The sequence below is a fragment of the Streptomyces sp. NPDC002386 genome, from assembly GCF_053593175.1.
The window spans coordinates 481,826-504,623 of sequence record NZ_JBSFBX010000004.1; the positions used below are offsets into that span (position 1 = coordinate 481,826).

The 22,798-nt window shown below is 72.8% G+C and carries 20 protein-coding genes; 5 read left to right on the top strand and 15 right to left on the bottom strand.

Going from position 1 to position 22,798, the window contains the following annotated elements; genetic code table 11:
* Positions 1-25: 25 nt before the first annotated feature.
* The 3 genes from cmk to aroH all read right to left on the bottom strand — a co-directional run bounded on the left by cmk (position 26) and on the right by aroH (position 2,267).
* Positions 26-718 carry a (d)CMP kinase gene (gene cmk, locus ACWCPN_RS11875; RefSeq protein ID WP_199209995.1) on the bottom strand — a complete coding sequence of 231 codons (693 nt, stop codon included), beginning with the start codon at positions 716-718 and terminating at the stop codon, positions 26-28.
* Positions 719-822: 104 nt separating this feature from the next.
* Entirely contained in the window at positions 823-1,908 is a 1,086-nt protein-coding gene (locus ACWCPN_RS11880; protein WP_365122433.1) for a prephenate dehydrogenase, read from the bottom strand.
* A complete protein-coding gene (gene aroH / locus ACWCPN_RS11885; RefSeq protein WP_365122430.1) occupies positions 1,905-2,267 on the bottom strand; it encodes a chorismate mutase in 363 nt (120 codons plus the stop codon). Before aroH ends, ACWCPN_RS11880 begins: the two co-directional genes overlap by 4 nt.
* Before the next feature lie 214 nt (positions 2,268-2,481).
* On the opposite strand from aroH, the gene ACWCPN_RS11890 reads away from it, so the two are divergent.
* Entirely contained in the window at positions 2,482-2,877 is a 396-nt protein-coding gene (locus tag ACWCPN_RS11890) for a Rieske (2Fe-2S) protein (RefSeq protein ID WP_365122428.1), read from the top strand.
* A 22-nt stretch (positions 2,878-2,899) separates the two neighbouring features.
* On the top strand, positions 2,900-3,643 hold the full coding sequence (locus ACWCPN_RS11895) for a nucleotidyltransferase domain-containing protein (protein ID WP_451204504.1): 744 nt from the start codon (positions 2,900-2,902) through the stop codon (positions 3,641-3,643).
* On the opposite strand, the gene ACWCPN_RS11900 is transcribed toward ACWCPN_RS11895, so the two are convergent.
* The 12 genes from ACWCPN_RS11900 to ACWCPN_RS11955 form a co-directional block, all read right to left on the bottom strand.
* Complete coding sequence (locus tag ACWCPN_RS11900) at positions 3,569-4,321, bottom strand: nucleotidyltransferase domain-containing protein (protein ID WP_451204506.1); 753 nt, start codon at positions 4,319-4,321, stop codon at positions 3,569-3,571. The genes ACWCPN_RS11895 and ACWCPN_RS11900 overlap by 75 nt on opposite strands.
* 4 nt (positions 4,322-4,325) lie before the next feature.
* Positions 4,326-5,348: an ADP-ribosylglycohydrolase family protein gene (locus ACWCPN_RS11905; RefSeq protein ID WP_451204508.1), complete on the bottom strand. Its 1,023-nt coding sequence runs from the start codon at positions 5,346-5,348 to the stop codon at positions 4,326-4,328.
* Positions 5,345-6,073 (bottom strand): NUDIX hydrolase, encoded by a 729-nt coding sequence (locus ACWCPN_RS11910; protein ID WP_451204510.1) that lies wholly within the window; start codon positions 6,071-6,073, stop codon positions 5,345-5,347. The genes ACWCPN_RS11905 and ACWCPN_RS11910 overlap by 4 nt, the downstream gene beginning before the upstream one ends.
* Before the next feature lie 55 nt (positions 6,074-6,128).
* A complete protein-coding gene (locus ACWCPN_RS11915; protein WP_365122417.1) occupies positions 6,129-7,193 on the bottom strand; it encodes a pseudouridine synthase in 1,065 nt (354 codons plus the stop codon).
* 13 nt (positions 7,194-7,206) lie between these two features.
* Positions 7,207-7,896 carry an SMC-Scp complex subunit ScpB gene (gene scpB / locus ACWCPN_RS11920; RefSeq protein ID WP_451204512.1) on the bottom strand — a complete coding sequence of 230 codons (690 nt, stop codon included), beginning with the start codon at positions 7,894-7,896 and terminating at the stop codon, positions 7,207-7,209.
* Positions 7,893-9,137, bottom strand: a complete 1,245-nt coding sequence (locus ACWCPN_RS11925; RefSeq protein ID WP_451204514.1) for a segregation and condensation protein A — start codon at positions 9,135-9,137, stop codon at positions 7,893-7,895. The genes scpB and ACWCPN_RS11925 overlap by 4 nt, the downstream gene beginning before the upstream one ends.
* Before the next feature lie 38 nt (positions 9,138-9,175).
* Entirely contained in the window at positions 9,176-9,730 is a 555-nt protein-coding gene (locus ACWCPN_RS11930) for a hypothetical protein (RefSeq protein WP_451204516.1), read from the bottom strand.
* Positions 9,715-10,851, bottom strand: coding sequence for a ParA family protein (locus tag ACWCPN_RS11935; protein WP_365122410.1), 1,137 nt, complete (start codon positions 10,849-10,851; stop codon positions 9,715-9,717). Before ACWCPN_RS11935 ends, ACWCPN_RS11930 begins: the two co-directional genes overlap by 16 nt.
* Before the next feature lie 414 nt (positions 10,852-11,265).
* Positions 11,266-12,390 (bottom strand): alanine dehydrogenase, encoded by a 1,125-nt coding sequence (ald, locus tag ACWCPN_RS11940; RefSeq protein WP_451204518.1) that lies wholly within the window; start codon positions 12,388-12,390, stop codon positions 11,266-11,268.
* Positions 12,391-12,528: 138 nt separating this feature from the next.
* A complete protein-coding gene (locus tag ACWCPN_RS11945) occupies positions 12,529-14,595 on the bottom strand; it encodes a tetratricopeptide repeat protein (protein WP_451204519.1) in 2,067 nt (688 codons plus the stop codon).
* A 245-nt stretch (positions 14,596-14,840) separates the two neighbouring features.
* Positions 14,841-15,467 (bottom strand): NUDIX domain-containing protein, encoded by a 627-nt coding sequence (locus tag ACWCPN_RS11950; protein WP_199210002.1) that lies wholly within the window; start codon positions 15,465-15,467, stop codon positions 14,841-14,843.
* A gap of 83 nt (positions 15,468-15,550) precedes the next feature.
* A complete protein-coding gene (locus tag ACWCPN_RS11955; protein WP_451204521.1) occupies positions 15,551-17,200 on the bottom strand; it encodes a CTP synthase in 1,650 nt (549 codons plus the stop codon).
* Positions 17,201-17,753: 553 nt separating this feature from the next.
* On the opposite strand from ACWCPN_RS11955, the gene ACWCPN_RS11960 reads away from it, so the two are divergent.
* The 3 genes from ACWCPN_RS11960 (at position 17,754) to ACWCPN_RS11970 (ending at position 22,707) form a co-directional block, all read left to right on the top strand.
* Positions 17,754-19,556 carry a glycoside hydrolase family 15 protein gene (locus ACWCPN_RS11960; RefSeq protein ID WP_451204542.1) on the top strand — a complete coding sequence of 601 codons (1,803 nt, stop codon included), beginning with the start codon at positions 17,754-17,756 and terminating at the stop codon, positions 19,554-19,556.
* Between the two features lie 69 nt (positions 19,557-19,625).
* On the top strand, positions 19,626-21,008 hold the full coding sequence (locus ACWCPN_RS11965) for an FAD-binding oxidoreductase (RefSeq protein ID WP_451204523.1): 1,383 nt from the start codon (positions 19,626-19,628) through the stop codon (positions 21,006-21,008).
* 49 nt (positions 21,009-21,057) lie between these two features.
* On the top strand, positions 21,058-22,707 hold the full coding sequence (locus ACWCPN_RS11970) for a PucR family transcriptional regulator (protein ID WP_451204525.1): 1,650 nt from the start codon (positions 21,058-21,060) through the stop codon (positions 22,705-22,707).
* The last annotated feature ends 91 nt before the right edge of the window (positions 22,708-22,798 follow it).

Sequence of the window (22,798 nt, forward strand, 5' to 3'; positions counted from 1 at the left end):
TCGGCACCCCGTTCCGACGGAAGGCTCACTTCCCGGCCCGCTTCTCCTCGACCAGGGTGACGACGCACTCGATGACCTGGGCGAGGGTGAGCTCGGTGGTGTCCACCTCGACGGCGTCGCCGGCCTTGGCGAGCGGGGAGGTCTTGCGGCTGGAGTCCGCGGCGTCCCGCTTGATCAGGGCCTCGCGGGTGGCGTGGACGTCGGCGCCCTTCAGCTCTCCGCTGCGACGGGCCGCGCGGGCCTCCGGGGAGGCGGTGAGGAAGATCTTCAGGTCGGCGTCCGGCAGCACGGTGGTGCCGATGTCCCGGCCCTCGACCACGATGCCCGGCTCGGCGCCGGCCGCCAGGGAGCGCTGCAGCTCGGTGATCCGGGTGCGCACCTCGGGCACCGCGCTGACCGCGCTGACCTTGGAGGTGACCTCCTGGGTGCGGATCGGGGCGGCCACGTCGACACCGTCGACCGTGATGGTCGGGGCGGACGGGTCGGTGCCGGAGACGATCTCCGGCTTGCCCGCGACCGCGGCGATGGCGGTCGGGTCCTCCAGGTCGATACCGTTGGCCACCATCCACCAGGTGATGGCCCGGTACTGGGCGCCGGTGTCGAGGTAGCTCAGGCCGAGCTTGGCCGCCACGGCCTTCGACGTGCTCGACTTGCCCGTGCCGGAGGGGCCGTCGATCGCGACGATCACGGACTTGGCGGTCGGGGCGCCGTTTTCCACGGGGGACACCTTCCTGGTGCGGTGCGGGGGGCGGGGGGCCGGAGCGCGAGAGCGCCCTGCACAAGGTTACTGGGTGCCGGTGGCCCGGACGGACGGCCGCCTTCCTACTGCCGCAGCGCCCAGCCCCGCTCGCGCAGCGCCTCCCTCAGCGCGGCCGCGGCGCCGGGCTCCACCATGAGCTGGACGAGGCCGGCCTGCTGCCCCGTCGCGTGCTCGATCCGGACGTCCTCGATGTTGACCCCGGCCCGGCCCGCGTCCGCGAAGATACGGGCGAGCTGACCGGGCTGGTCGTCGATGAGGACGACGACGGTCTCGTACTCACGGGGCGCGCTGCCGTGCTTGCCGGGCACCCGCACCTGGCCCGCGTTGCCGCGGCGCAGCACGTCCTCGATGCCCGAGCCGCCCTCGCGGCGCTTGTCCTCGTCGGAGGACTGCAGGGCGCGCAGGGCGCGGACGGTCTCCTCCAGGTCGGCGGAGACGTCGCTGAGCAGGTCGGCGACCGGGCCGGGGTTGGCGGAGAGGATGTCGATCCACATCCCGGGGTCGGAGGCGGCGATCCGCGTCACGTCCCGGATGCCCTGTCCGCACAGCCGTACGGCCGCCTCCTCGGCGTGCTCCAGGCGGGCCGCGACCATGCTGGAGACCAGGTGGGGCATGTGGGAGACGAGGGCCACGGCCCGGTCGTGGGCGTCGGCGTCCATGACGACCGGCACGGCCCGGCAGTGCGAGACCAGTTCCAGGGCGAGGTTGAGGACCTCGGTGTCGGTGTCCCGGGTCGGGGTGAGCACCCAGGGTCGGCCCTCGAAGAGGTCGCCGGTCGCGGCCAGCGGGCCGGACTTCTCCCGGCCGGACATGGGGTGGGTGCCGATGTAGGCGGACAGGTCCAGGCCGCGTGCCTCCAGGTCGCGGCGCGGGCCCCCCTTGACGCTGGCCACGTCGACGTAGCCGCGCGCGGCGCCGCGGGCCATGACGTCCGCGAGTACGCCGGCGACGTGTGCGGGCGGGGCGGCGACGACGGCGAGGTCCACCGGGCCGTCGGGGGCCTCGTCGGTGCCGGCGCCCAGCGCGGCCGCCGTGCGGGCCTGCTCGGGGTCGTGGTCGGCGAGGTGGACGACGACGCCGCGCTGGGTCAGGGCGAGCGCGGCGGAGGTGCCGATGAGCCCGGTGCCGATGACGAGTGCGGTTCTCACTGGGCGATGTCCTTGCGCAGGGCGGCGGCGGCGCCGAGGTAGACGTGGGCGATCCGGGCGCGGGGCAGGTCCGACTCGATGTGCGCGAGCACCCGGACGACGCGGGGCATGGCGCCCTCGATGTCCAGTTCCTGGGCGCAGATCAGGGGGACGTCGACGATCCCGAGCTTGCGGGCGGCGGCGGCCGGGAAGTCGCTGTGCAGGTCGGGGGTGGCCGTGAACCAGATGCTGATCAGGTCGTCGGCGGTGAGTCCGTTGCGCTCCAGGATCTCGGTGAGCAGCGCTCCGACCTGCTCGTCCATGTGACGGGCCTCGTCCCGCTCCAGCTGGACGGCCCCCCGGACCGCTCGTACCGCCACGGTGCTGCTCCTTGCTGACATGCGTTTCGTTCCTGGCCGGTCCAGCCTAGTCAGGCCCGGGCGGCCGGGCGCGCGGCGCCCGCCCGCTGAGACGCGGGGCCGACCCGGTGAAGGCCGTGTCCGCCCTCCCGCCGCCTGCTTCGGCAGGAGCACCTTTGGTGCGAAGATGTCGCGAATCATGGCTTTTCTTACCGCCGATGTTCGGAGTGACGACATGACCTACAGCACGACGCGCCGCACGGTTCTCGCGACGGGCGCGGCGGCGCTCGCCACCGGCTGCGGGGGCGGCAGCGGTTCGACGGGCTCCTCCTCGTCGCCCGGCGGCATGGAGCTGGCGAGCACCAGCGACATCCCCGAGGGCGGCGGCAAGATCTTCAAGGCGCAGAAGGTCGTGGTCACCCAGCCGTCGAAGGGCGACTTCAAGGCCTTCTCGGCGATCTGCACGCACGAGGGCTGCACGGTGAGCAAGGTGGCCGACGGCACCATCGACTGCCCGTGCCACGGCAGCAGGTTCCACATCGCCGACGGCTCGGTGGCGCACGGCCCGGCGACCCGGCCGCTGCCCGCCGAGACGATCAAGGTGGACGGAAATTCGATCCACCTGGCGTGATCGGCCCGCGTACGCTCCCGGGATGCAGCCCGAGGACCTGGTACGCGACCACACGATCTACGCCTGCGTCATGGGTTCGCGGGCCTTCGGCCTGGCCACCGAGGCCAGTGACACCGACCGGCGGGGCGTCTTCCTCGCCCCCACTCCCCTGTTCTGGCGGTTCGGGAAGCCGCCGGCGCATGTGGAGGGGCCGGGCGAGGAGCGGTTCTCCTGGGAGTTGGAGCGCTTCTGCGAACTGGCGCTGCGCGGCAACCCGAACGTCCTGGAGTGCCTGCACTCCCCGCTGGTGGAGCACGTGGACGACACCGGCCGCGAACTGCTGTCCCTGCGCGGCGCCTTCCTCTCCCGGCAGGTGTACGACACCTTCACGCGCTACGCCCTCGGCCAGCGCAGGAAGCTCGACGCCGACGTCCGCACGAAGGGCGCCCCGCGCTGGAAGCACGCCATGCACCTGCTGCGCCTGCTGGCGAGCGCGCGGGACCTGCTGCGCACCGGGGAGCTGCGGATCGACGTCGGCGACGAGCGGGAGCCGCTGCTGGCGGTGAAGCGGGGCGAGGTCCCGTGGCCGGAGGTGGAGGCCCGCATGGCCCGGCTCGCGGCGCAGACCGAGGAGGCCCTGCGCCGCACCGCGCTGCCGCCGGAACCGGACCGCGCGCGCGTGGCCGGCTTCCTCTTCCGGGCGCGCCGGGACTCAGCCCGCCAGGCGGACACGTACGACGAAGTCGTGCAGGGCGTCGTGCGCGCTGGGGGCGTCGGGCAGGGCTGAGGCGGCCTGCGCCTCGTCCAGCACGGCGTGCAGTCGCTCCACGTCGGCCTCCGCGCGTGCGAGGAGGCCGATGTCGGCGGTGCCGTGCTCGCGCTCGGCCTTGGCGGCGATCAGCTCGGGCAGGTAGGCGGGCGCGTCCACCTGCTCCAGCAGGGTGGGCAGATGGGCCTGGACCTCGCCGCTGCGCATGAGATGGATGCCGGTGAGCAGCACGCGGAACGTGTAGAGCAGCGGCTTGAGTTCGCCGGTCTTGTCGAACAGCCGCCACTGGGTCACCGCGAACCCGCGGTAGTGGTGGGCGTGGTGACCGGTGAGGACGCCCGGGACGAGGGCGGCCAGCTCCCGGTGCGCCTCGGAGGTGTGCGCCACGAGGGGCGACAGGAGCTGCTCCAGCACATAGCCGTTGCGCCGGAGCATCAGCCGGGCGAACTTGCGCACGTCGTGGGTGACGAGGTCCATCTCGACGCCGAACCGCACCCAGGTCCGCGACCGCGTCTCCTCCGGCTCGCGCAGCCCGACCAGGTCCGCGGCGGGCAGCAGATGGGCACCGCGCAGGTCGAGGTCGGAGTCCTCGGAGGGGAACCCGTACAGGTGGGCTCCGGAGACGGTCGCGAACAGCAGGGGGTGGGGCTGCTCGGCGATCACGGGCGTCAGGTCCATGTCGAGGTCGTCGATCATGGGCCTAAGCGTCCCAGAGCGCCCCCAGTGCCAACAGGTCGCCCCGGTACTCGATCCGCTCCGCCCAGTCGGCGGGCCAGGCGTCCGCGCCGAGCCAGGCGCCCGCGAAGGCCCCGGTGAGGCAGGCGATCGAGTCCGAGTCGCCCGAGGAGCAGGCGGCCCGGCGCAGGGCGGTGACGGGCTGGTCGGGGAAGAGCAGGAAGCACAGCAGGCCGGTGGCGAGGGCCTCCTCGGCGATCCAGCCCGCGCCGGTGGCCAGGCAGGGGTCGGTCTCCGGGGAGACCGTGCGCACGGCCTCCTGGAGGCGGGCGAGCATGTCCAGGCACTCGTCCCAGCCGCGGGCGATGAAGTGCTCGGGGCCGGGGTCCTGGGAGCGGGTCCACAGGTCGCCGAGCCAGGTGTGGTCGTAGCGGGTGCGGTTGTCGTAGGCGTAGCTGCGGAGCCGGCCGACGAGACCGGCCGGGTCGGTGCCCCGGGCGAGCAGGTGCACGGCGTGGGCGGTCAGGTCGGAGGCGGCCAGGGCGGTGGGGTGCCCGTGGGTGAGCGCGGACTGCAACTGGGCCGCTCCGGAACGCTGTTCGCCGGTCAGGCCGGGGACCAGGCCGATGGGGGCGACGCGCATGTTGGCGCCGCAGCCCTTGGAGCCGATCTGCGCGGCGTCCTGCCAGGCGCGGCCCTCCTCCTTGAGGAGTTCGCACGCGGTCAGGCAGGTGTTGCCCGGGGCGCGGTTGTTGTCCGGCGACAGGTACCAGTCCACGAACTCCTCGCGCAGCGGCCGCTCCAGCCGCTTGGGGGCGAGGTACCCGCGCTCCACGGCCGTGCGGAGTCCGCGGCCGACGGCGAGGGTCATCTGGGTGTCGTCGGAGACGAGGGCGCGCCGCGGCAGTTCCATCTCCCGCCAGGGGCCGCACTTGGCGAGGATCGAGGGGACGTCGTCGAACTCGGTCGGGAAGCCGAGGGCGTCCCCGAGGGCGAGGCCGAGGAGGGAGCCGGTGGCGGCGCGTTTGCCCGGACGGGTGGTGGTCATGCGGGGTTTCCTTCCCGGGTCGGCCGGAGCAGGGGCGGGTGCAGGGCGGTGGCGGGGCCCGCGCGGTAGAGGGCGGCCGGCTTGCCGCGGCCGCCGGTGAGCCGGGCGGCGCCGGGGACGGGTTCGACGAAACCGGGGGTGGCGAGCACCTTGCGGCGGAAGTTGGGCCGGTCCAGCGCGGTGCCCCACACGGTCTCGTAGACCTGCTGGAGCTCGCCGAGGGTGAACTCGGGCGGGCAGAAGGCGGTGGCGGCGCGGGTGTTCTCCAGCCGGTCGCCGACGCGTTCGTGGGCGTCGGCGAGGATGCGGTCGTGGTCGAAGGCGAGCGGCCCGGCCGAACCGTACGGCAGCCAGCGGGCCTGGGCCGCGTCGCCGCCGCCACGGGGCTCGGGGGGCTCGGGCAGCAGCGCGGTGAACGCGACGGAGACGACCCGCATCCGGGGGTCCCGGTCCGGCTCGCTGTAGGTGCGGAACTGCTCCAGGTCCAGCCCGGAGACGTCGTCCAGGCCGGTCTCCTCGGCGAGTTCGCGCCGGGCGGCCGTCTCCGCGGACTCGTCGGGCAGCAGGAAGCCGCCGGGCAGCGCCCACCGGCCGGCGTACGGCTCCTGCCCGCGCTCGACCAGCAGCACGTGCAGCGCGCCCTCGCGGACGGTCAGGACGGCCAGGTCGACGGTGACGGCGAACGGTTCGTAGGCGTGCTTGTCGTAGCCCCGCAGCACGGACACCCCCTTTTATAGTCACTGAGACTATAAAAGGGGGTGTCCCGGGAGCACAACCTCTCTAGAGGTCGACCTCCTGCATGAGCATCCCGACCTCGGTGTTGGACAGGCGGCGCAGCCAGCCCGACTTCTGGTCGCCCAGGGTGATCGGACCGAAGGAGGTGCGCACCAGCTTCTCGACGGGGAAGCCGGCCTCGGCGAGCATGCGGCGCACGATGTGCTTGCGGCCCTCGTGCAGGGTCACCTCGACCAGGTAGTTCTTGCCGGTCTGCTCGACCACCCGGAAGTGGTCCGCGCGCGCGTAGCCGTCCTCGAGCTGGATGCCGTCCTTCAGGCGCTTGCCCAGGTCGCGCGGGATGGGGCCGACGATGGCCGCGAGGTACGTCTTCTTCACGCCGTACTTCGGGTGGGTCAGCCGGTGCGCCAGCTCACCGTGGTTGGTGAGCAGGATGACACCCTCGGTCTCGGTGTCGAGCCGGCCGACGTGGAAGAGCCGGGTCTCGCGGTTGGTGACGTAGTCACCGAGGCACTGGCGGCCCTCCGGGTCCTCCATGGTGGAGACGACGCCGGCGGGCTTGTTGAGCGAGAAGAACTGGTAGGACTGCGTGGCGACGGTCAGGCCGTCGACCTTGACCTCGTCCTTCTCCGGGTCCACCCGGCGGCCCTGCTCCAGCACGATCTCGCCGTTGATCTCGACCCGGGCCTGCTCGATCAGCTCCTCGCAGGCGCGGCGGGAGCCGTAGCCCGCGCGCGCGAGCACCTTCTGCAGCCGCTCGCCCTCCTGCTCGGCACCGGGGAAGGTCTTGGGCAGCTTGACGTCCTTCTTGCCCGCGTACCGCTCCCGGTTGCGCTCCTCGGTCCGCGTCTCGTACTCGCGCGAGCGAGCCGGGGCGGTACGGCCGCCGCGCTGCTGGGACTGCTTGGGGCCGCCCTTGGCGCCACCGCGCGCGGAGCCGCCGCGCCCGGACTTGGGGCCGTCCTGGGAGGCCCCGGGGCCCACGTCGTAGCGGCGCTCCTCGGGGCGGGGCTTGCGGGGCCGGCCCTGCCCCTGCTTCTGGTCCCTGTCGTTGCCGGCACCGCGGTAGTTACCGCGCCCGCCGCTCTTGCCGCTGCCGCTGCTTCGCATCAAGGTTTCCGTCTTAGTCGTCTGCGTCCTGACCGCCGGGCGCGTCGGGCGCGTCCGGGTCGAACGACGGGACCCCCTCCTGGGTCTCGGCCTCGATCGCCTCCGCCTCCGGGAGGAAGGGCGCGAGTTCCGGAAGTTCGTCCAGGCCGCGCAGGCCCATCCGCTCCAGGAAGTAGTTCGTCGTCCTGTACAGGATCGCACCTGTTTCGGGTTCCGTGCCCGCCTCCTCGACCAGACCGCGCTGCAGGAGGGTGCGCATCACGCCGTCGCAGTTCACTCCGCGCACCGCGGAGACGCGGCTGCGGCTGACCGGCTGGCGGTAGGCGACGACCGCCAGGGTCTCCAGCGCGGCCTGGGTGAGGCGGGCCGTCTGGCCGTCCAGGACCAGCCGTTCGACGGCGGGCGCGTACTCGGCGCGGCTGTAGAAGCGCCAGCCGCCCGCGACGAACCGCAGCTCGAAGCCGCGGCCCTGCACGGTGTAGTCGTCGGCCAGCTCGCGCAGCGCGTCGCCGATCTGCCGCTTCGGCCGCTCGAGGATGCGCGCCAGGTGTTCCTCGGTCGCCGGCTCGTCCACGACCATGAGGACCGCTTCGAGGGCCGGCTTGAGGTCCAGCCCGGCCACGGAGCGCGGCCCGGCGGGAACGTCGGCGGTACCGGCGGGTGCCTCCGCGGGCTCCGTGGCTGCCTGGGTGGTCTCGCTCACGCCTTCTTCTCCTCCTTGGGCGCCTCGGGCGGCCGGTCGAACTCGTCGGTGACCATCGGCGCCTCGTCCGTGTCCCCGCCGGTCCAGCGCACCAGCAGCTCCCCGAGGGCGGCCTCCTGCTCCAGGGCGACGGCCTTCTCCCGGTACAGCTCCAGCAGCGCCAGGAAGCGGGCCACCACGGTGAGGGTGTCGTCGGTGTCCTCCACCAGCGCCCGGAAGCTGACCTCGCCCAGCTCCCTGAGCCGCGCCACCACGATCCCCGCCTGCTCCTGCACGCTGACCAGCGGGGCGTGGATGTGGTCGACGTAGACCTGCGGCCTGGCCTTCGGCTGCATCGCCTTGACGGCGAGCCTGGCGAACCCCTCGGGGCCGATGCTGATGACGACCTCGGGCAGCAGCTCGGCGTGCTCGGGTTCGAGGCCGACGGTACGGGGGTGGCGGCGGGCCTCCTCGTCCAGGCGCTCGTTGAAGATGTCGGCGATCCGCTTGTACGCGCGGTACTGCAGCAGCCGCGCGAACAGCAGGTCCCGGGCCTCCAGCAGCGCGAGGTCGGCCTCGTCCTCGACCTCGGCGGCGGGCAGCAGCCGGGCGGCCTTGAGGTCGAGCAGGGTGGCGGCGACGACGAGGAACTCGGTCGTCTGGTCCAGGTCCCAGTCGGGGCCCATGGCCCGGATGTGCGCCATGAACTCGTCGGTGACCTTGGACAGGGCGACCTCGGTGACGTCCAGCTTGTGCTTGGAGATGAGCTGGAGCAGCAGGTCGAACGGCCCCTCGAAGTTGGCCAGCCGCACCTTGAAGACACCGTCGGCGGCGGCCTCGCCGTCTTCGGCCGGCCCGGCTTCGGACACGGCGGCGTCGCGGTCGGACGCCGGTTCCCTCCCGGCCTGCGGACCGGACCGGTCCGGGACCGCGGACGGCTCGGGGGCCGCGTCCGGTTCCGGGGGCACGACCGGCTCCGGGACCGCGGACGGCTCAGGGGTCACGTCCGGTTCAGGAGCCGCGACCGGTTGCGGGGCAGCGACCGGCTCGGGGGCCTGCGGGCCGGTCTCGTCGCCGGCCGGGGGTCCGGGCGCGGCCGGGGCCGAGGGCGGAGCGGTGTCCGGCGGGGGCGCCGGTGCGGGCTCCGGCGGAGCCGTGTGCGGTTCGGCGGGCCGGAGGCGGGGGTGGGGCGTGGTGCCCGGTCCACGGCCGAGCGCACGCCTGCGGCCGGCACCGGGGGCGGGGGCGTCGTTCGGGGTCATGGCCGTCGCAGGCTACCGCCTGGCGCCCGCTCGGCCGACTACCGACCCCGCAGCCGCCGCACCAGGATGCTCGCGTCCCCGCGCGCCTCCAGGTCGGCCAGGACCACGGCGACCGCCTCGCGGACGATGCGGCCGCGGTCCACGGCGAGGCCGTGCTCGCCGCGGAGGACCAGTCGCGCGTGCTCGAGGTCCATCAGTTCCTCGGCGGACACGTACACCGTGATCTTCTCGTCGTGCCGTTCCCGCCCGCTGGGCCGCCGGTTCGCCGCCCGCCCGCGCTTGCGCGGCTGCGCGGCCGCGGCGTCCGCGGCGCCCTCCGGTGGCGCCGGGCGCCGGGACGGCCGGGTACGCGACTCGCCGGTCCCGGCCGGTTCCGCGTCCGCCGCGGCGTGCTCCGCGCCCTCTCCGTCACCGCCCTGGACGGGCACCGAGGGCGGCGCGTCCTCGGCGGCCGTGTCGTCGCTCTCCCCCGCGGGAGCCGGCACCCGGGCCTCGCCGTTGGCCCCGCGACGGGGCGTGGACGGCTGGAGCGCCATCCCCCCCGTCGTACGGAACAGTTCGTCGGCCCCGGGCAGACTCACTCGGCGTGACACCGGGCGAGCACCTCCCTGGCGAGCTGGCGGTAGGCGGCGGCGCCGACGGAGTTGGAGGCGTACGTGGTGATCGGCTCACCGGCGACGGTGGTCTCCGGGAAGCGGACCGTGCGGCCGATGACCGTGTGGTAGACGTGGTCGTCGAACGCCTCGACCACGCGCGCGAGCACCTCACGGCTGTGTACCGTGCGCGAGTCGTACATCGTGGCGAGGATGCCGTCGAGCTCCAGGTCGGGGTTGAGCCGTTCCTGGACCTTCTCGATGGTCTCGGTCAGCAGGGCCACACCGCGCAGCGCGAAGAACTCGCACTCCAGCGGCACGATCACCTTGTGCGCTGCGGTGAGCGCGTTGACCGTGAGCAGACCGAGCGAGGGCTGGCAGTCGATCACGATGTAGTCGTAGTCGTCCATCAGCGGCTTGAGCGCCCGCTGCAGGGTCGACTCGCGCGCGACCTCGGAGACCAGCTGGACCTCGGCGGCCGACAGGTCGATGTTGGAGGGCAGCAGGTCCATGTTGGGGACCGCCGTCTTCAGCAGGACCTCGTCCGCCGACATGCCCCGCTCCATGAGCAGGTTGTAGACGGTGAGGTCGAGCTCCATGGGGTTGACGCCGAGACCCACCGACAGCGCGCCCTGCGGGTCGAAGTCCACGAGCAGCACGCGCCGGCCGTACTCCGCGAGCGCGGCACCCAGGTTGATGGTCGACGTGGTCTTGCCGACGCCGCCCTTCTGGTTGCACATCGCGATGATCTTCGCGGGGCCGTGGTCGGTCAGCGGGCCGGGGATCGGGAAGTACGGCAGCGGGCGCCCGGTCGGACCGATGCGCTCACGGCGCTGGCGGGCCGCGTCGGGCGCGAGCGTGGCCGCGTACTCGGGATCGGGCTCGTACTCGGCGTCGGGGTCGTAGAAGTGCCCCTCGGGCAGTTCGTCGTAGTCGGCGAGTTGGTTGTGGGGCGCGCCACTTCCGTCGCCGGCCATGGCGTTCACGTGATGGCCATCCATGCTGTGGTGTGCTGTCCGGACCGTCTGCGGACCCGGAGTCTGGTGGGCTGCGAAGGTGCGCACAGCGACGGAGCCGACAGCCTCGAATCCCGCGGAACCGGCCTGGCCCCGTACCGGCATTCCTGGTTGACCACCCCCGGGAGTAAATGTCGACTCATTCACAAGTCGTCTTACCTCCTTGGTGACCAGGAAACTTCTAGACAAGGTCAGCGTGGCACCATGCCGACGGTTGGCGACTCTATGGCGTGTCGGCGGTCCGCAGCAACACAATCCGCCGGACCCGGCAGGATGTGTCGGCAATGAAACATCCCTCTGTCAAGGGCGTACGGGCGTCGCACGGCAGGTTTCACCGGTGTGCGAATCGGTCGAAGGGTTACGTTCGAGGCGAGTTGACCGCAAGTGGCAAAGTGACCATACACACATCCGGCCGGACCTTGTCGGGCAAGGTCCGGCCGGATGTCCGGTGTTGACGACCCGTGTTGACGAATCGCCTTTCACCGGTTGGCGACTTGGCGACACGCCAGGTCGCGGGGGTCAGCCGAGCAGGGTCTCCAGCTCCACGTGCTCCAGGCCGTGGGCCTCGGCGACCTCCTTGTAAACGACCTTGCCCTCATGGGTGTTGAGCCCCTTGGCGAGCGCGGCGTCGCGGCGCAGCGCCTCGACCCAGCCGTTGTTGGCGAGGGAGACGATGTACGGCAGCGTGGCGTTGGTGAGGGCGTTGGTGGAGGTGTTCGGCACCGCGCCCGGCATGTTGGCGACGCAGTAGAAGACCGAGTTGTGGATGCGGAAGGTCGGCTCGGCGTGCGTCGTGGCGCGGGAGTCCTCGAAGCAGCCGCCCTGGTCGATCGCGATGTCGACAAGGACACTTCCGGGCTTCATGCGCGACACCAGCTCGTTGGTGACGAGCTTGGGGGCCTTGGCGCCCGGGATGAGCACCGCGCCGATGACGAGGTCGGCGTCCAGGACGGCCTTCTCCAGCTCGAAGGAGTTGGACATGATGGCCTTGACCTTGGTGCCGAAGACCTTGTCGGCCTCGCGCAGCTTGTTGATGTCGCGGTCGAGCAGGGTCACGTCGAAGCCCATGCCGACGGCGACCTGGGTGGCGTTCCAGCCGGAGACGCCGCCGCCGATGACGACGGCCTTGGCGGGGGTCACACCCGGCACGCCGCCCGGCAGCACACCGCGGCCGCCGGCCGGGCGCATCAGGTGGTAGGCGCCGACCTGGGGGGCCAGCCGGCCCGCGACCTCGGACATCGGGGCGAGCAGCGGCAGCGCGCGGTTCGGCAGCTCGACGGTCTCGTAGGCGATGGCCGTGGTGCCGGACTCGATGAGCGCGTCCGTGCACTCCTTGGAGGCGGCCAGGTGCAGGTAGGTGAAGAGGATCTGGTCCTTGCGGAGGCGGTGGTACTCCTCGGCGACCGGCTCCTTGACCTTGAGCAGCAGGTCGGCGGCGGCCCACACCTCGTCGGCGGTGCCCAGGATCGCGGCACCGGCGGAGACGTACTCCTCGTCCGTGATCGAGGAGCCGAGACCGGCACCCCGCTCGACGACGACCTGGTGGCCGTTGCGCACCAGCTCGTGCACACCGGCGGGGGTGATGGCCACCCGGAACTCGTTGTTCTTGACCTCGCGGGGGATGCCGACCTTCACGTCGATCACGGTCCTTGGCTCAGAGGGTATGGGGGTGCATTACAAGACGTACCCAGACATGCAGGGGCATACCGGGAGACACCGCGGGAGAACGAGCGGCAGAGCCAGTCTAATGAAGGTGTTCCGACTGTCTAGCCTTTCATTGCATCAATCTTCGCTCGCGACAGTACGGATTTCGCAGGCGTCATCGCCGTATACCGGCAGGACGTCGTTCTCCTGCTCCCCGTTACCCAGCATGCGCTCGGCCGCGGCCCGGTGCAGATGGGCGGCCGCGGGGTCGCCGAGCCGGTCCAGGGTGTCGGCCAGTCTGAGCTGCAGCGCGGCCTGCAGCCGGGCGTCCTGGGCCCGCCTGGCCCACTCCACCGCCTCCCGGCAGGTGTGCAGCGACTCCTCGGGCCGCCCCGCGTACTCCTGCACCCGGGCCACCTCGCTCAACGCCCGCGCGTGGGCGGCCACATCGCCTTCCTTGCGGTACCCGGCGGCGGCCGCGCGCCAGTTCCTGAGCGCCTCTCCGTAGCGGCCCGCGTAGGTGTGGGCGGTGCCCGTGCGGCCGTACAGCCGGGCGGCCTCCGCGCGCTCGCCCCGGGCCAGCCGCTCGGCCAGCGCCCGGCCGAACCAGTCCGCGGCCCGGTCGTAGTCCCCCAGCTCCTGGTGGGCACCGCCTACGGATTCCATCGCGCGGCCGGTCGCGTACGGGTCGTTCGCCTCGCGACCGGCGTCGAGCGCGGCCCGGTAGCGGGCCAGCGCGTCCCTGGTGCGGCCGGTCTGCGCGTCGACGTCACCGAGGTTCAGCAGGGCGGCGGCCCGCTCCCGGTGCAGCCCGCGCCGCTCGGCGACCCCGAGGACGAGGCCGTGGACCTCGTAGAGGTCGGGTGCGGCGGCCTGCGCGCCGAAGTGCGCCGCCATGGCCCTGACGAGCTGGGACATCAGCCGGCGGGCGAGGGTGTCCAGCTCGCCGTCGGCGACGGCCATGCGGGTGGCGGCCAGCAGGGCGGGCCTGCGCACCCGCAGCCACTCGGCGGCCGCGCGGGGCGAGGGGAAGCGCAGTGCCGGGGGCATCTCCCGCAGCCTCTCCCGGGCCTGCGGGCTGTCCGTCTCGGTGATCACCCGGCAGGACTGCAGCAGCCGTACGTTGCGCTCCAGCATCCGGGCCCGCGCGAGCTGGAGCTCACCCGGGCGCTCCTGGCTCTCGGCGCGGGCGCGCAGCAGCGGGTGCAGACAGCCGGGGACGGCGTACTCGGGCAGCGGGGAGTCCACGGCGCGCAGCAGGCCGAGCGCGACGAACTCCTCCAGCACGGCGGCGGCCGTGTCCACCGCGCAGCCGGCCAGGGCGGAGGCGGTGTGCGGGTCGACCAGGCCGGCCGGGGCCAGGCACAGCAGACGCAGTATCCGGGCGGCCTGGCCGGGGAGCTGGTCGTGGACGAGCCGCAGGACCCGGGCCAGCGGCGTGCCCTCGGTACCGTCGTCGGCGTCCGCGTGCAGCCGTTTGGCCAGGTCGGAGACGGCCGCCTGGGGGCGGGCGGCGAGCCAGCCGCCGGCGAGGGTGAGCGCGGCCGGCTGCCCCTGGCAGGCCTCGGCGAGGCTCTCGGCGGAGCGCGGGTCGACGGTGATGCGGACCGAGCCGGTGTAGCGGGCGAGGAGCTCCACCGACGACTTGGTGTCGAGGCCGCCCAGGGTGCAGGGGCGGACGTCGGCGATGCCGGTGAGCGGGCCGCCCGCCACGACGACGGCCAGACAGCCGGGGGTGTCCGGGAGCAGCGCGTCGACCTGCTCGGCGCCGGCCGCGTCGTCCAGCAGGAGCAGCGCCCGCCTGCCGGCGAGGGCGGTGCGCAGCACCTCGGTCAGCTCGTCCTCGGCGGCCCCGGCGGGGGCCGGCACGTCGAGCGCGGCGAGCAGTTCGCGGGCGGTGCGCGCTACCGGCACGGGGGCGCCGCCGGGCTCGCCGAGCCGGGCCCGAAGCACTCCGTCGGGGTAACGCTCGGCTACCTGCCGGGCGAGTTCCGCGGCCAGCGCCGTCCGGCCGGAGCCGGGGCGTCCCGCGATGAGGAGCACGCGCGCGCGGGGTGCCTTGCGGCCGGAGAGGGTGTCCAGGCCGGCCCGCTCGATGTCGGCGCGCAGCCCCTTCAACTCCCGCGTACGGCCCAGGAAATGATCCTCCGCGGGCGGATGCGCGGGCAGCCGCGCGCCGTCTGTGTCCACCGCCTGGTCCGCCACGGGCCACACTCCCGTCCCACCGCACGCGCAAGCCCGCCGGGTCCTCCCGGAACAGGCATTTCCAGAGCCTAGTTCACGCTCTGCGACGTTCCGGTGGGAGCGCGGCGGGTACGTCCCCCGATCGGATCAGGCGATCGTCACACCAATGCGCGGACGGATGTGGCCGGGCCTCGGAGGAGGCCGGGGCGGGACAGGGGCGAGCGGACCCCGGGACGGCCGCTGCGGCCCTTCCCGGGACGGGGGGCTCAGGACTCGAAGGGGCGCGCGGGCCAGGGCGCGTCGGCCGGACGCAGGCTCTCCAGGCCGTCCCCGCCCCGGGCGGCGACCAGCGAGAGGACGCCCACCACGAGGCAGTTGTTGTGCACGTCGCCCGCGAGCACCCGGCGCACCAGTTCGCCGAGGGGCACGCGCGCGTGCTCCATGTCGGTCTCCTCGTGCTCCGCCTCGAACCGCTCGCCCTCGGCCTCCGAGAGGTCACGGGCCAGGAAGATCCGCACGGCCTCGTCGCAGCCGCCGGGGGTGGTGTACACGTCGGTCAGCACCCGCCAGTCCTCGGCCTTGACGTGCGCCTCCTCGTACAGCTCGCGCTGGGCGGCGTGCAGCGGGTTCTCGCCGGGCACGTCGAGCAGGCCGGCCGGGATCTCCCAGAGCTTGTGCCGCACCGGGTGCCGGTACTGGTTGATGAGCAGCACCCGGTCCTCCTCGTCCAGGGCGAGCACGGCGACCGAGCCCGGGTGCACCTGGTAGTCGCGGCGGACCACCGAGCCGTCGGGCATGACGACCTCGTCCGTGCGCACGGAGGTCTTGTTGCCCGTGAAGGGGGTCTCCGTCGCCCGGATCTCCCACTCCGCGGGGGTGTCCTTGATCGTCATGCCCTGTCCTTCCACACGTGCACGAGCGGCCGGGGCGCGATCCATCTGAATGGGCGCGCCCCGGCCACCGTACAACCGTTGTGTTACTTCGAGATCTTCCGCTCGACCGCGGCCTTCACCAGCCCGGCGAAGAGCGGGTGCGGACGGGTCGGCCGCGAGCGCAGCTCGGGGTGCGCCTGCGTGGCGACCAGGTAGGGGTGGACGTCGCGCGGGTACTCCACGTACTCCACGAGCTTGCCGTCCGGCGAGGTGCCCGAGAAGAGGATGCCGGCCTTCTTCTCCAGCTCCGCGCGGTAGGCGTTGTTCACCTCGTAGCGGTGGCGGTGCCGCTCCTCGACGTACTCCCGGTCGTCGTACACCTCGCGGACGATGGAGCCCTCGGCCAGCTTCGCCGGGTACATGCCGAGCCGCATGGTGCCGCCCATGTCGCCCTCACCGGCGACGATGTCCATCTGCTCGGCCATCGTGGAGATGACGGGGTGGGCGGTGGCCGGGTCGAACTCGGTGGAGTTGGCGTCCGGGATGTCGGCCAGGCTGCGCGCGGCCTCGATCACGATGCACTGCAGGCCCAGGCAGAGGCCGAGCAGCGGGATCCTGTTCTCGCGGGCGAAGCGGATGGCGCCGACCTTGCCGAGCACACCGCGGTCGCCGAAGCCGCCGGGGATGCAGATGCCGTCGACGTCGCCGAGCTGCGCCTTGGCCCCGGCCGGGGTCTTGCAGTCGTCCGAGGTGACCCACTTGATCTTGACGCGGGCCTTGTTGGCGAAGCCGCCGGCGCGCAGCGCCTCGGTGACCGACAGGTAGGCGTCGGGCAGGTCGATGTACTTGCCGACCAGGGCCAGGGTGATCTCGTGGTCGGGGTTGTGGACGCGGTCCAGCAGGTCGTCCCAGGTCGTCCAGTCGACGTCCCGGAAGGGGAGGTCGAGCTTGCGCACCACGTAGGCGTCCAGGCCCTCGCCGTGCACGGTCTTCGGGATGTCGTAGATCGAGCGGGCGTCCGGGCAGGCCACGACGGCGGCCTCGTCGACGTCGCACATCAGCGAGATCTTGCGCTTGATGGCGGTCGGCACCTCGCGGTCGCAGCGCAGCACGATGGCGTCCGGCTGGATACCGATGTTGCGCAGGGCGGCGACGGAGTGCTGGGTCGGCTTGGTCTTCAGCTCGCCGGAGGGGCCGATGTACGGCAGCAGCGAGATGTGGACGACGAAGACGTTGTCCCGGCCGACCTCGTGGCGGACCTGGCGGACGGTCTCCAGGAACGGCAGCGACTCGATGTCGCCGACCGTGCCGCCCACCTCGGTGATCACCACGTCCACCTCGTCCGTCGCCATGCGGCGGATGCGGTGCTTGATCTCGTTGGTGATGTGCGGGATGACCTGCACGGTGTCGCCCAGGTACTCGCCGCGCCGCTCCTTGGCGATCACGGTCGAGTAGACCTGACCGGTGGTGACGTTGGCCGATCCGTCCAGGTCCCGGTCGAGGAAGCGCTCGTAGTGGCCGATGTCCAGGTCGGTCTCGGCGCCGTCGTTGGTGACGAACACCTCACCGTGCTGGAAGGGGTTCATCGTGCCCGGGTCGACGTTGAGGTACGGGTCGAGCTTCTGCATCACGACGCGCAGGCCGCGGGCCTTGAGCAGCATGCCCAGGCTGGAGGCGGTGAGGCCCTTGCCGAGCGAGGAGGCGACACCCCCGGTGACGAAGATGTGCTTGGTCGTCGTAGATTTCGGCGGCATGGCCAAGAGGGGGCTCCCGTGGTCGCTGTCTGTCGTGCGGTGCGGCTGCCGGTCCGGAGTCTCCGGGGGTCGCCGTCGCTGCGGTTCGGGGCTTCTTCCACCACCGGTCCACGGGCTACCAGCGTAACAGCGCCCGGAGGAGATGGCTCCCGGCCACGCTCCGCGCCCGGTCCTGCACGCAGTGGTCGGGTTCCGGGGCTCCGCCGTGCACACCCGTATACACACGTGCTCATTCGTCACACGCTCATCACCCGCTGCTCACTCGTTCGGCCCACACGGGTTGCCGGGAGCGGCACGCAGATCATCTACGTGCGTCGTATCCTGCTCGGACACTCACCTGCCGAGCCCGTCCGGAACGACGGCACACCCCCGCCCGCAGCACCCGGAACAACGAGAGCGCGGCAGTTCGTTGAGCAAAGACTGTCGTTTTGCCCCAGGGCTCGGCGGGCTGCTTTGCTTCACCGCTCAACGACGCACAACAAACGACCCCTTGACCGCACTAGCGACAGCCCCCCTGCGCGGGGGTGACGTGGCCGTTCGACTGGAGTTGCACGTGGCCGGGCGCATCGAAGACTACGCACTCATCGGAGACATGCAGACCGCTGCCCTGGTCTGCCGGGACGGCACAGTCGACTGGCTGTGCCTGCCCCGCTTCGACTCGCATGCCATCTTCGCCGGCCTGCTGGGCACCGAGGAGCACGGCTTCTGGCGGCTCGGCCCGGCGCACGCGGCCGACTCCGAGCCGCCCACGGCCGCCCGGCGCAGCTACCGGGGCGACTCGCTGATCCTGGAGTCCGAGTGGGACACCCCGCGCGGCACGGTGCGCGTGACCGATTTCATGCCCCCGCGTGACGGCGCCCCGCAACTGGTCCGGATCGTGGAGGGCGTCACCGGCCGGGTGCCGATGCGCTCGGCGCTGCGGATGCGGTTCTCCTACGGCCGGGTCGTGCCCTGGGTGCACAAGCACGAGGGCCGCACGGTGGCGGTCGCCGGACCCGACTCGGTGTGGTTCGACACCGAGGCCGAGACCTACGGCAAGGCGCTGACGACCTACGCCGATTTCACCGTCGCCCCGGGTGACCGGATCGCGTTCACGATCTCGTGGCAGCCCTCGCACAAGCAGCCGCCGCCGCTGCCGGAGCCGGAGACGTCGCTGGAGGCGACCGAGGACTTCTGGCGCGAGTGGGTCGAGCACTGTACGTACCACGGTCCGTACCGCGAGGCGGTGGTCCGCTCGCTGATCACCCTGAAGGCGCTGACCTACGCCCCCACCGGCGGCATCGTCGCGGCCCCCACCACCTCCCTGCCCGAGGACATCGGCGGCGTCCGCAACTGGGACTACCGCTACACCTGGCTGCGCGACGCGGCGATCACCCTGTCCTCGCTGCTGCGCACCGGGTACCGCGAGGAGGCCCGCGCCTGGCGCGAGTGGCTGCTGCGCGCGGTCGCCGGCGACCCCGAGAACCTGCAGATCATGTACGGCATCGCGGGCGAGCGCGAGCTGGGCGAGGCCGAGCTGGACTGGCTGCCGGGCTACGAGCACTCGGCCCCGGTCCGGGTCGGCAACGGCGCCGCGCACCAGCTCCAGCTCGACGTGTACGGCGAGGTCACCGAGGCGCTGCACCTGGCGCACATGACGGGCCTGGCCCGCAACGACTACGCGTCCCTGCTCCAGCTGAAGCTGATCCGCTACCTGGAGGACCACTGGCAGGAGCCGGACGAGGGCATCTGGGAGGTGCGCGGCCCGCGCCGGCACTTCGTGCACTCCAAGGTGATGGCCTGGGTCGCGGTGGACCGCACGATCAAGCTGATCGAGTCCGGTGACGCGGACGGCCCGCTGGAGCGCTGGAAGGAACTGCGCGACGACATCCACCGGGACGTGTGCGAGAAGGGCTACGACAAGGAGCGCAACACCTTCACGCAGTCCTACGGCTCCCGGGAGCTGGACGCCTCCCTGCTGCTGATCCCGCAGATGGGCTTCCTGCCGCCGGACGACAAGCGGGTGATCGGCACCATCGAGGCGATCCAGCGCGAGCTGTCCACCTCGGACGGCTTCATCCTGCGCTACCCCACCGAGGGCAAGGACGAGGGGGTGGACGGCCTCCCCGGCGACGAAGGGGCCTTCCTCGCCTGCTCGTTCTGGATGGCGGACGACCTGGCGATGATCGGCCGCGTGGACGAGGCCAGGAAGCTGTTCGAGAAGCTCCTCGCGCTCCGCAACGACCTCGGGCTGCTCGCCGAGGAATGGGACCCGCGACTGCAGCGCCAGGTCGGCAACTTCCCGCAGGCGTTCAGCCACGTGCCGCTGATCGACACCGCACTGCGGCTGACGGCCTCCGGGGCGTACGGCGGCTGAACGCGACCGGGTGAACCGCGCCGCCTACGCTGGAGAGGCACCATTGCCCCTTTCCGGAAGGGGGCGGCCATGGCTTCCCCTTCGAAGGCGGGCGCGGCCCTGGCCGCGCTGCGCGAGGACCTCGCCGGCGACGTGTTCGCCCCCTCCGACCCGGGCTACGACGACGCCCGCGCCGTCTTCAACGCGATGGTCGACCGGCGGCCGGCCGTGATCGCCCAGTGCGCCGGCCCGGCCGACGTGGTCCGCACCGTACGGTTCGCCCGCGACCTGGACCTGCCGGTCGCGGTGCGCGGCGGCGGGCACAGCGTGGCCGGCACCGCCCTGGGTGACGGCGCCGTGGTGGTGGACCTGCGCCGGATGCACGGGGTGACCGTGGACCCGGCGGCCGAGGCGGTCCGGGTCGAGGGCGGCGCCACGATGAGCCATCTGGACCGGGCCACCCAGCCGCACGGGCTCGCCACCACCGGCGGCCGGGCCTCGACCACCGGCGTCGGCGGTTTCGTCCTCGGCGGCGGCACCGGCTGGCTGGACCGCGCCTTCGGCTACGCGGCCGACAACCTGCTCGGCGTGGAACTCGTGACCGCGGACGCCGAGCGGGTGCACGCGAGCGCCGACGAGAACCCGGAGCTGTTCTGGGCCCTGCACGGCGGCGGCGGCAACTTCGGCGTCGCCACCGCGCTCACCCTGCGGCTGCACGAACTGCCGGAGTTCTCCATCGCCCTGCTGCTCTATCTGCCGCAACTGGGCCAGGACGTGGTCCGCGTCTTCCGCGAGATCGTCACCACCGGTCCCGACGAGGTGAGCGGCGCCGTGCTGTATCTGACCGGCCCGCCCGAGGAGTTCGTACCGGCGGAGCTCGTCGGCAAGCTGGTGTGCGCCGCGCTGCTGACCTACGCCGGCGGCGCGGACGACCTGCGCAAGCTCGCCGAGCCCCTGCTGGCACTGCCGCACGAGGCGGAGATCGGCGGCGCGATGCCGTACGCCGACGTCCAGTGCATGCTCGACGACCCGCCCGGGCAGCGGAACTACTGGTCGGCGGAGTACGTGACCGGCCTGCCCGACGAACTGGTGGACGTCTACTGCGCCCGCGCGGAGAGCATGCCGGTGCCCACCAGCACCCAGCACCTGCTGTTCCCGCAGGGCGGCGCGATCGCCACCGGACCGCACGAGTACCCGGTGCCCTACCGGGACGCGCCCTGGGCGGTGCACCCCTTCGCCATCTGGCAGGACCCGGCCGACGACGACCGGGCGGTCGCCTGGGTGCGGGAGGTGCGCGGCGACGTCCGGCCGTGGAGCACCGGCGCCGTCTACCTGAACTTCATCGGCGACGAGGGCCGGGACCGGGTCAGGGCGGGACTGGGCGAGGGGAACCTGCTGCGGCTGGAGAAGGTGAAGCGGGCCTTCGACCCCGACAACGTGTTCCGCTTCAACCACAACATCCGTCCGGTGTAGCCGGGACACACGCTGTCGTCCGGGCGTTTGCGCAGGTAGCGTCCGCTGCATGGACAGCGGTACGGAGAGCAGACTCGCCACTCAGGGCGCCGGGATCACCGTTCAGCGGGCGCTGGAGCTGCCGGGGCTGCGCAGCGGGCTGCCCGAGATCCTGGCGGGCGGCGACCGGCTGGGACGCACCGTGCGCTGGGTGCACGCGGGCGAGGTGCCGAACATCGCGTCGCTGCTGAAGGGCGGCGAGCTGCTGCTCACCACCGGCTACGGACTCGGCACCCGGCCCGCCGAGCAGCGGGCGTTCGTGCGCACCCTCGCCGAGCGGGGGATCGCCGCGCTGGTGGTGGAGCTGGGGCCGCGGTTCACGCGGCTGCCCGCGGCCCTGGTGGACACCGCGCGCGCCGCCGGGCTGCCGCTGGTCCAGCTCCATCGCGAGGTGCCCTTCGTGACGGTCACCGAGGAGATCCACACGGAGATCGTCAACGGGCACTACGCGCTGCTGCAGCGCGCCGAGGAGGTGCACCGGCGGTGCACGGAGGCGCTGCTGGGCGGTGGCGGGGTGCCCCAGGTGCTCGGCATCCTGGCCGACTTCTGCGCCAACCCGGTGTTCCTGGAGACGGCGGACGGCCGGCTGCTGTACGCCGCCGGGTCGGGGCCGGAGGGCGCCGACCCGCTGCAGGTGTGGGAGGGACTGCGCGGCCCGCACAAGGACGCGCCGCCGCCCGCCGGTTCGGTGCTGGTGGACGTTCCCGGCGGAGGGCCCGGGGCGGGGGCGGGTTCGGTGCGGGCCCGGCTGGTGCTGCTGCCGGTCCGCTCTCCGCTGGCTCCGGTGCACCGGATGGCCGCGGAGCGGGCGGCGGGCATCGTGGCCGTGGTGCTGATGCAGGCCCGGCAGGAGGAGGAGCTGGCCGCGCGCGGCCGGGGCGACTTCCTCACCGACCTGGCGGAGGGCCGGATCACGGCGGAGGACGCCCCGGCGCAGGCCCGCGTCCTCGGGTTCAAACCGGGCGGCAGCCCGCTGCTGCCGGTGGTGATGCGGGTCGGGGACCCGCTGTCCCCGTCGGGGGGCTGGGCGGTGCTCGCACGCGCGGTCTCCGAGGAACTGGCCTCGGTGGGGGTGCCGGTGCTGCTGGGCGTCCGCCCGGTCGAGGGGCGGGTGCTGGTCCTGCTCGGGCTGCGCGCGGAGCCGGAGCGGCCGGCGGTCGCGGACCGGGTGGCGGCGGCGCTGCGGGCGGGCGTGGAGCGGGCCGGGATGCGGCGGCCGGGCGCGGCCCCGCCGGTCGTGGTCGTCGGGGTGGCCGGCGGCTGGGCGGCCGCGTCGGCCGGGCTCCGGCACGCGGCGGAGACGGCGACGGCGGCGCAGGGCCTGACCGACCGGCCCTGGTACGACGCCCGCCGTCTCGACATCGACCTGCTGCTGTGGCGGCTGCGCGACCACCCGGACCTGGCGGCGTTCGTGGACCGCGCGATCGGTCCGCTGCGCGACCACGACCACCGCTCCAAGCCCCCGCTGCTGCCCACCCTGGAGACCTATCTCGCGCACGCGGGCCGCAAGGCGGAGACCGCCCGCGAACTGCACCTCAACCGCCAGACCCTCTACAACCGCCTCGCCCGCATCGGCGAGTTGCTGGGCACCGACCTGGACGACCCGCAGACGGTACTGGCCCTGAGCCTGGCGCTGCGCGCCCGCCGGCATACGCCCTAGGTGTATTGACCTGAAGCGTTGTTCACGCGGCTGATCGGTGGGTGTCCGTCGAGTGCGGTGTGGCAGCGGTGGTGGTTGTAGGTGTGGAGGA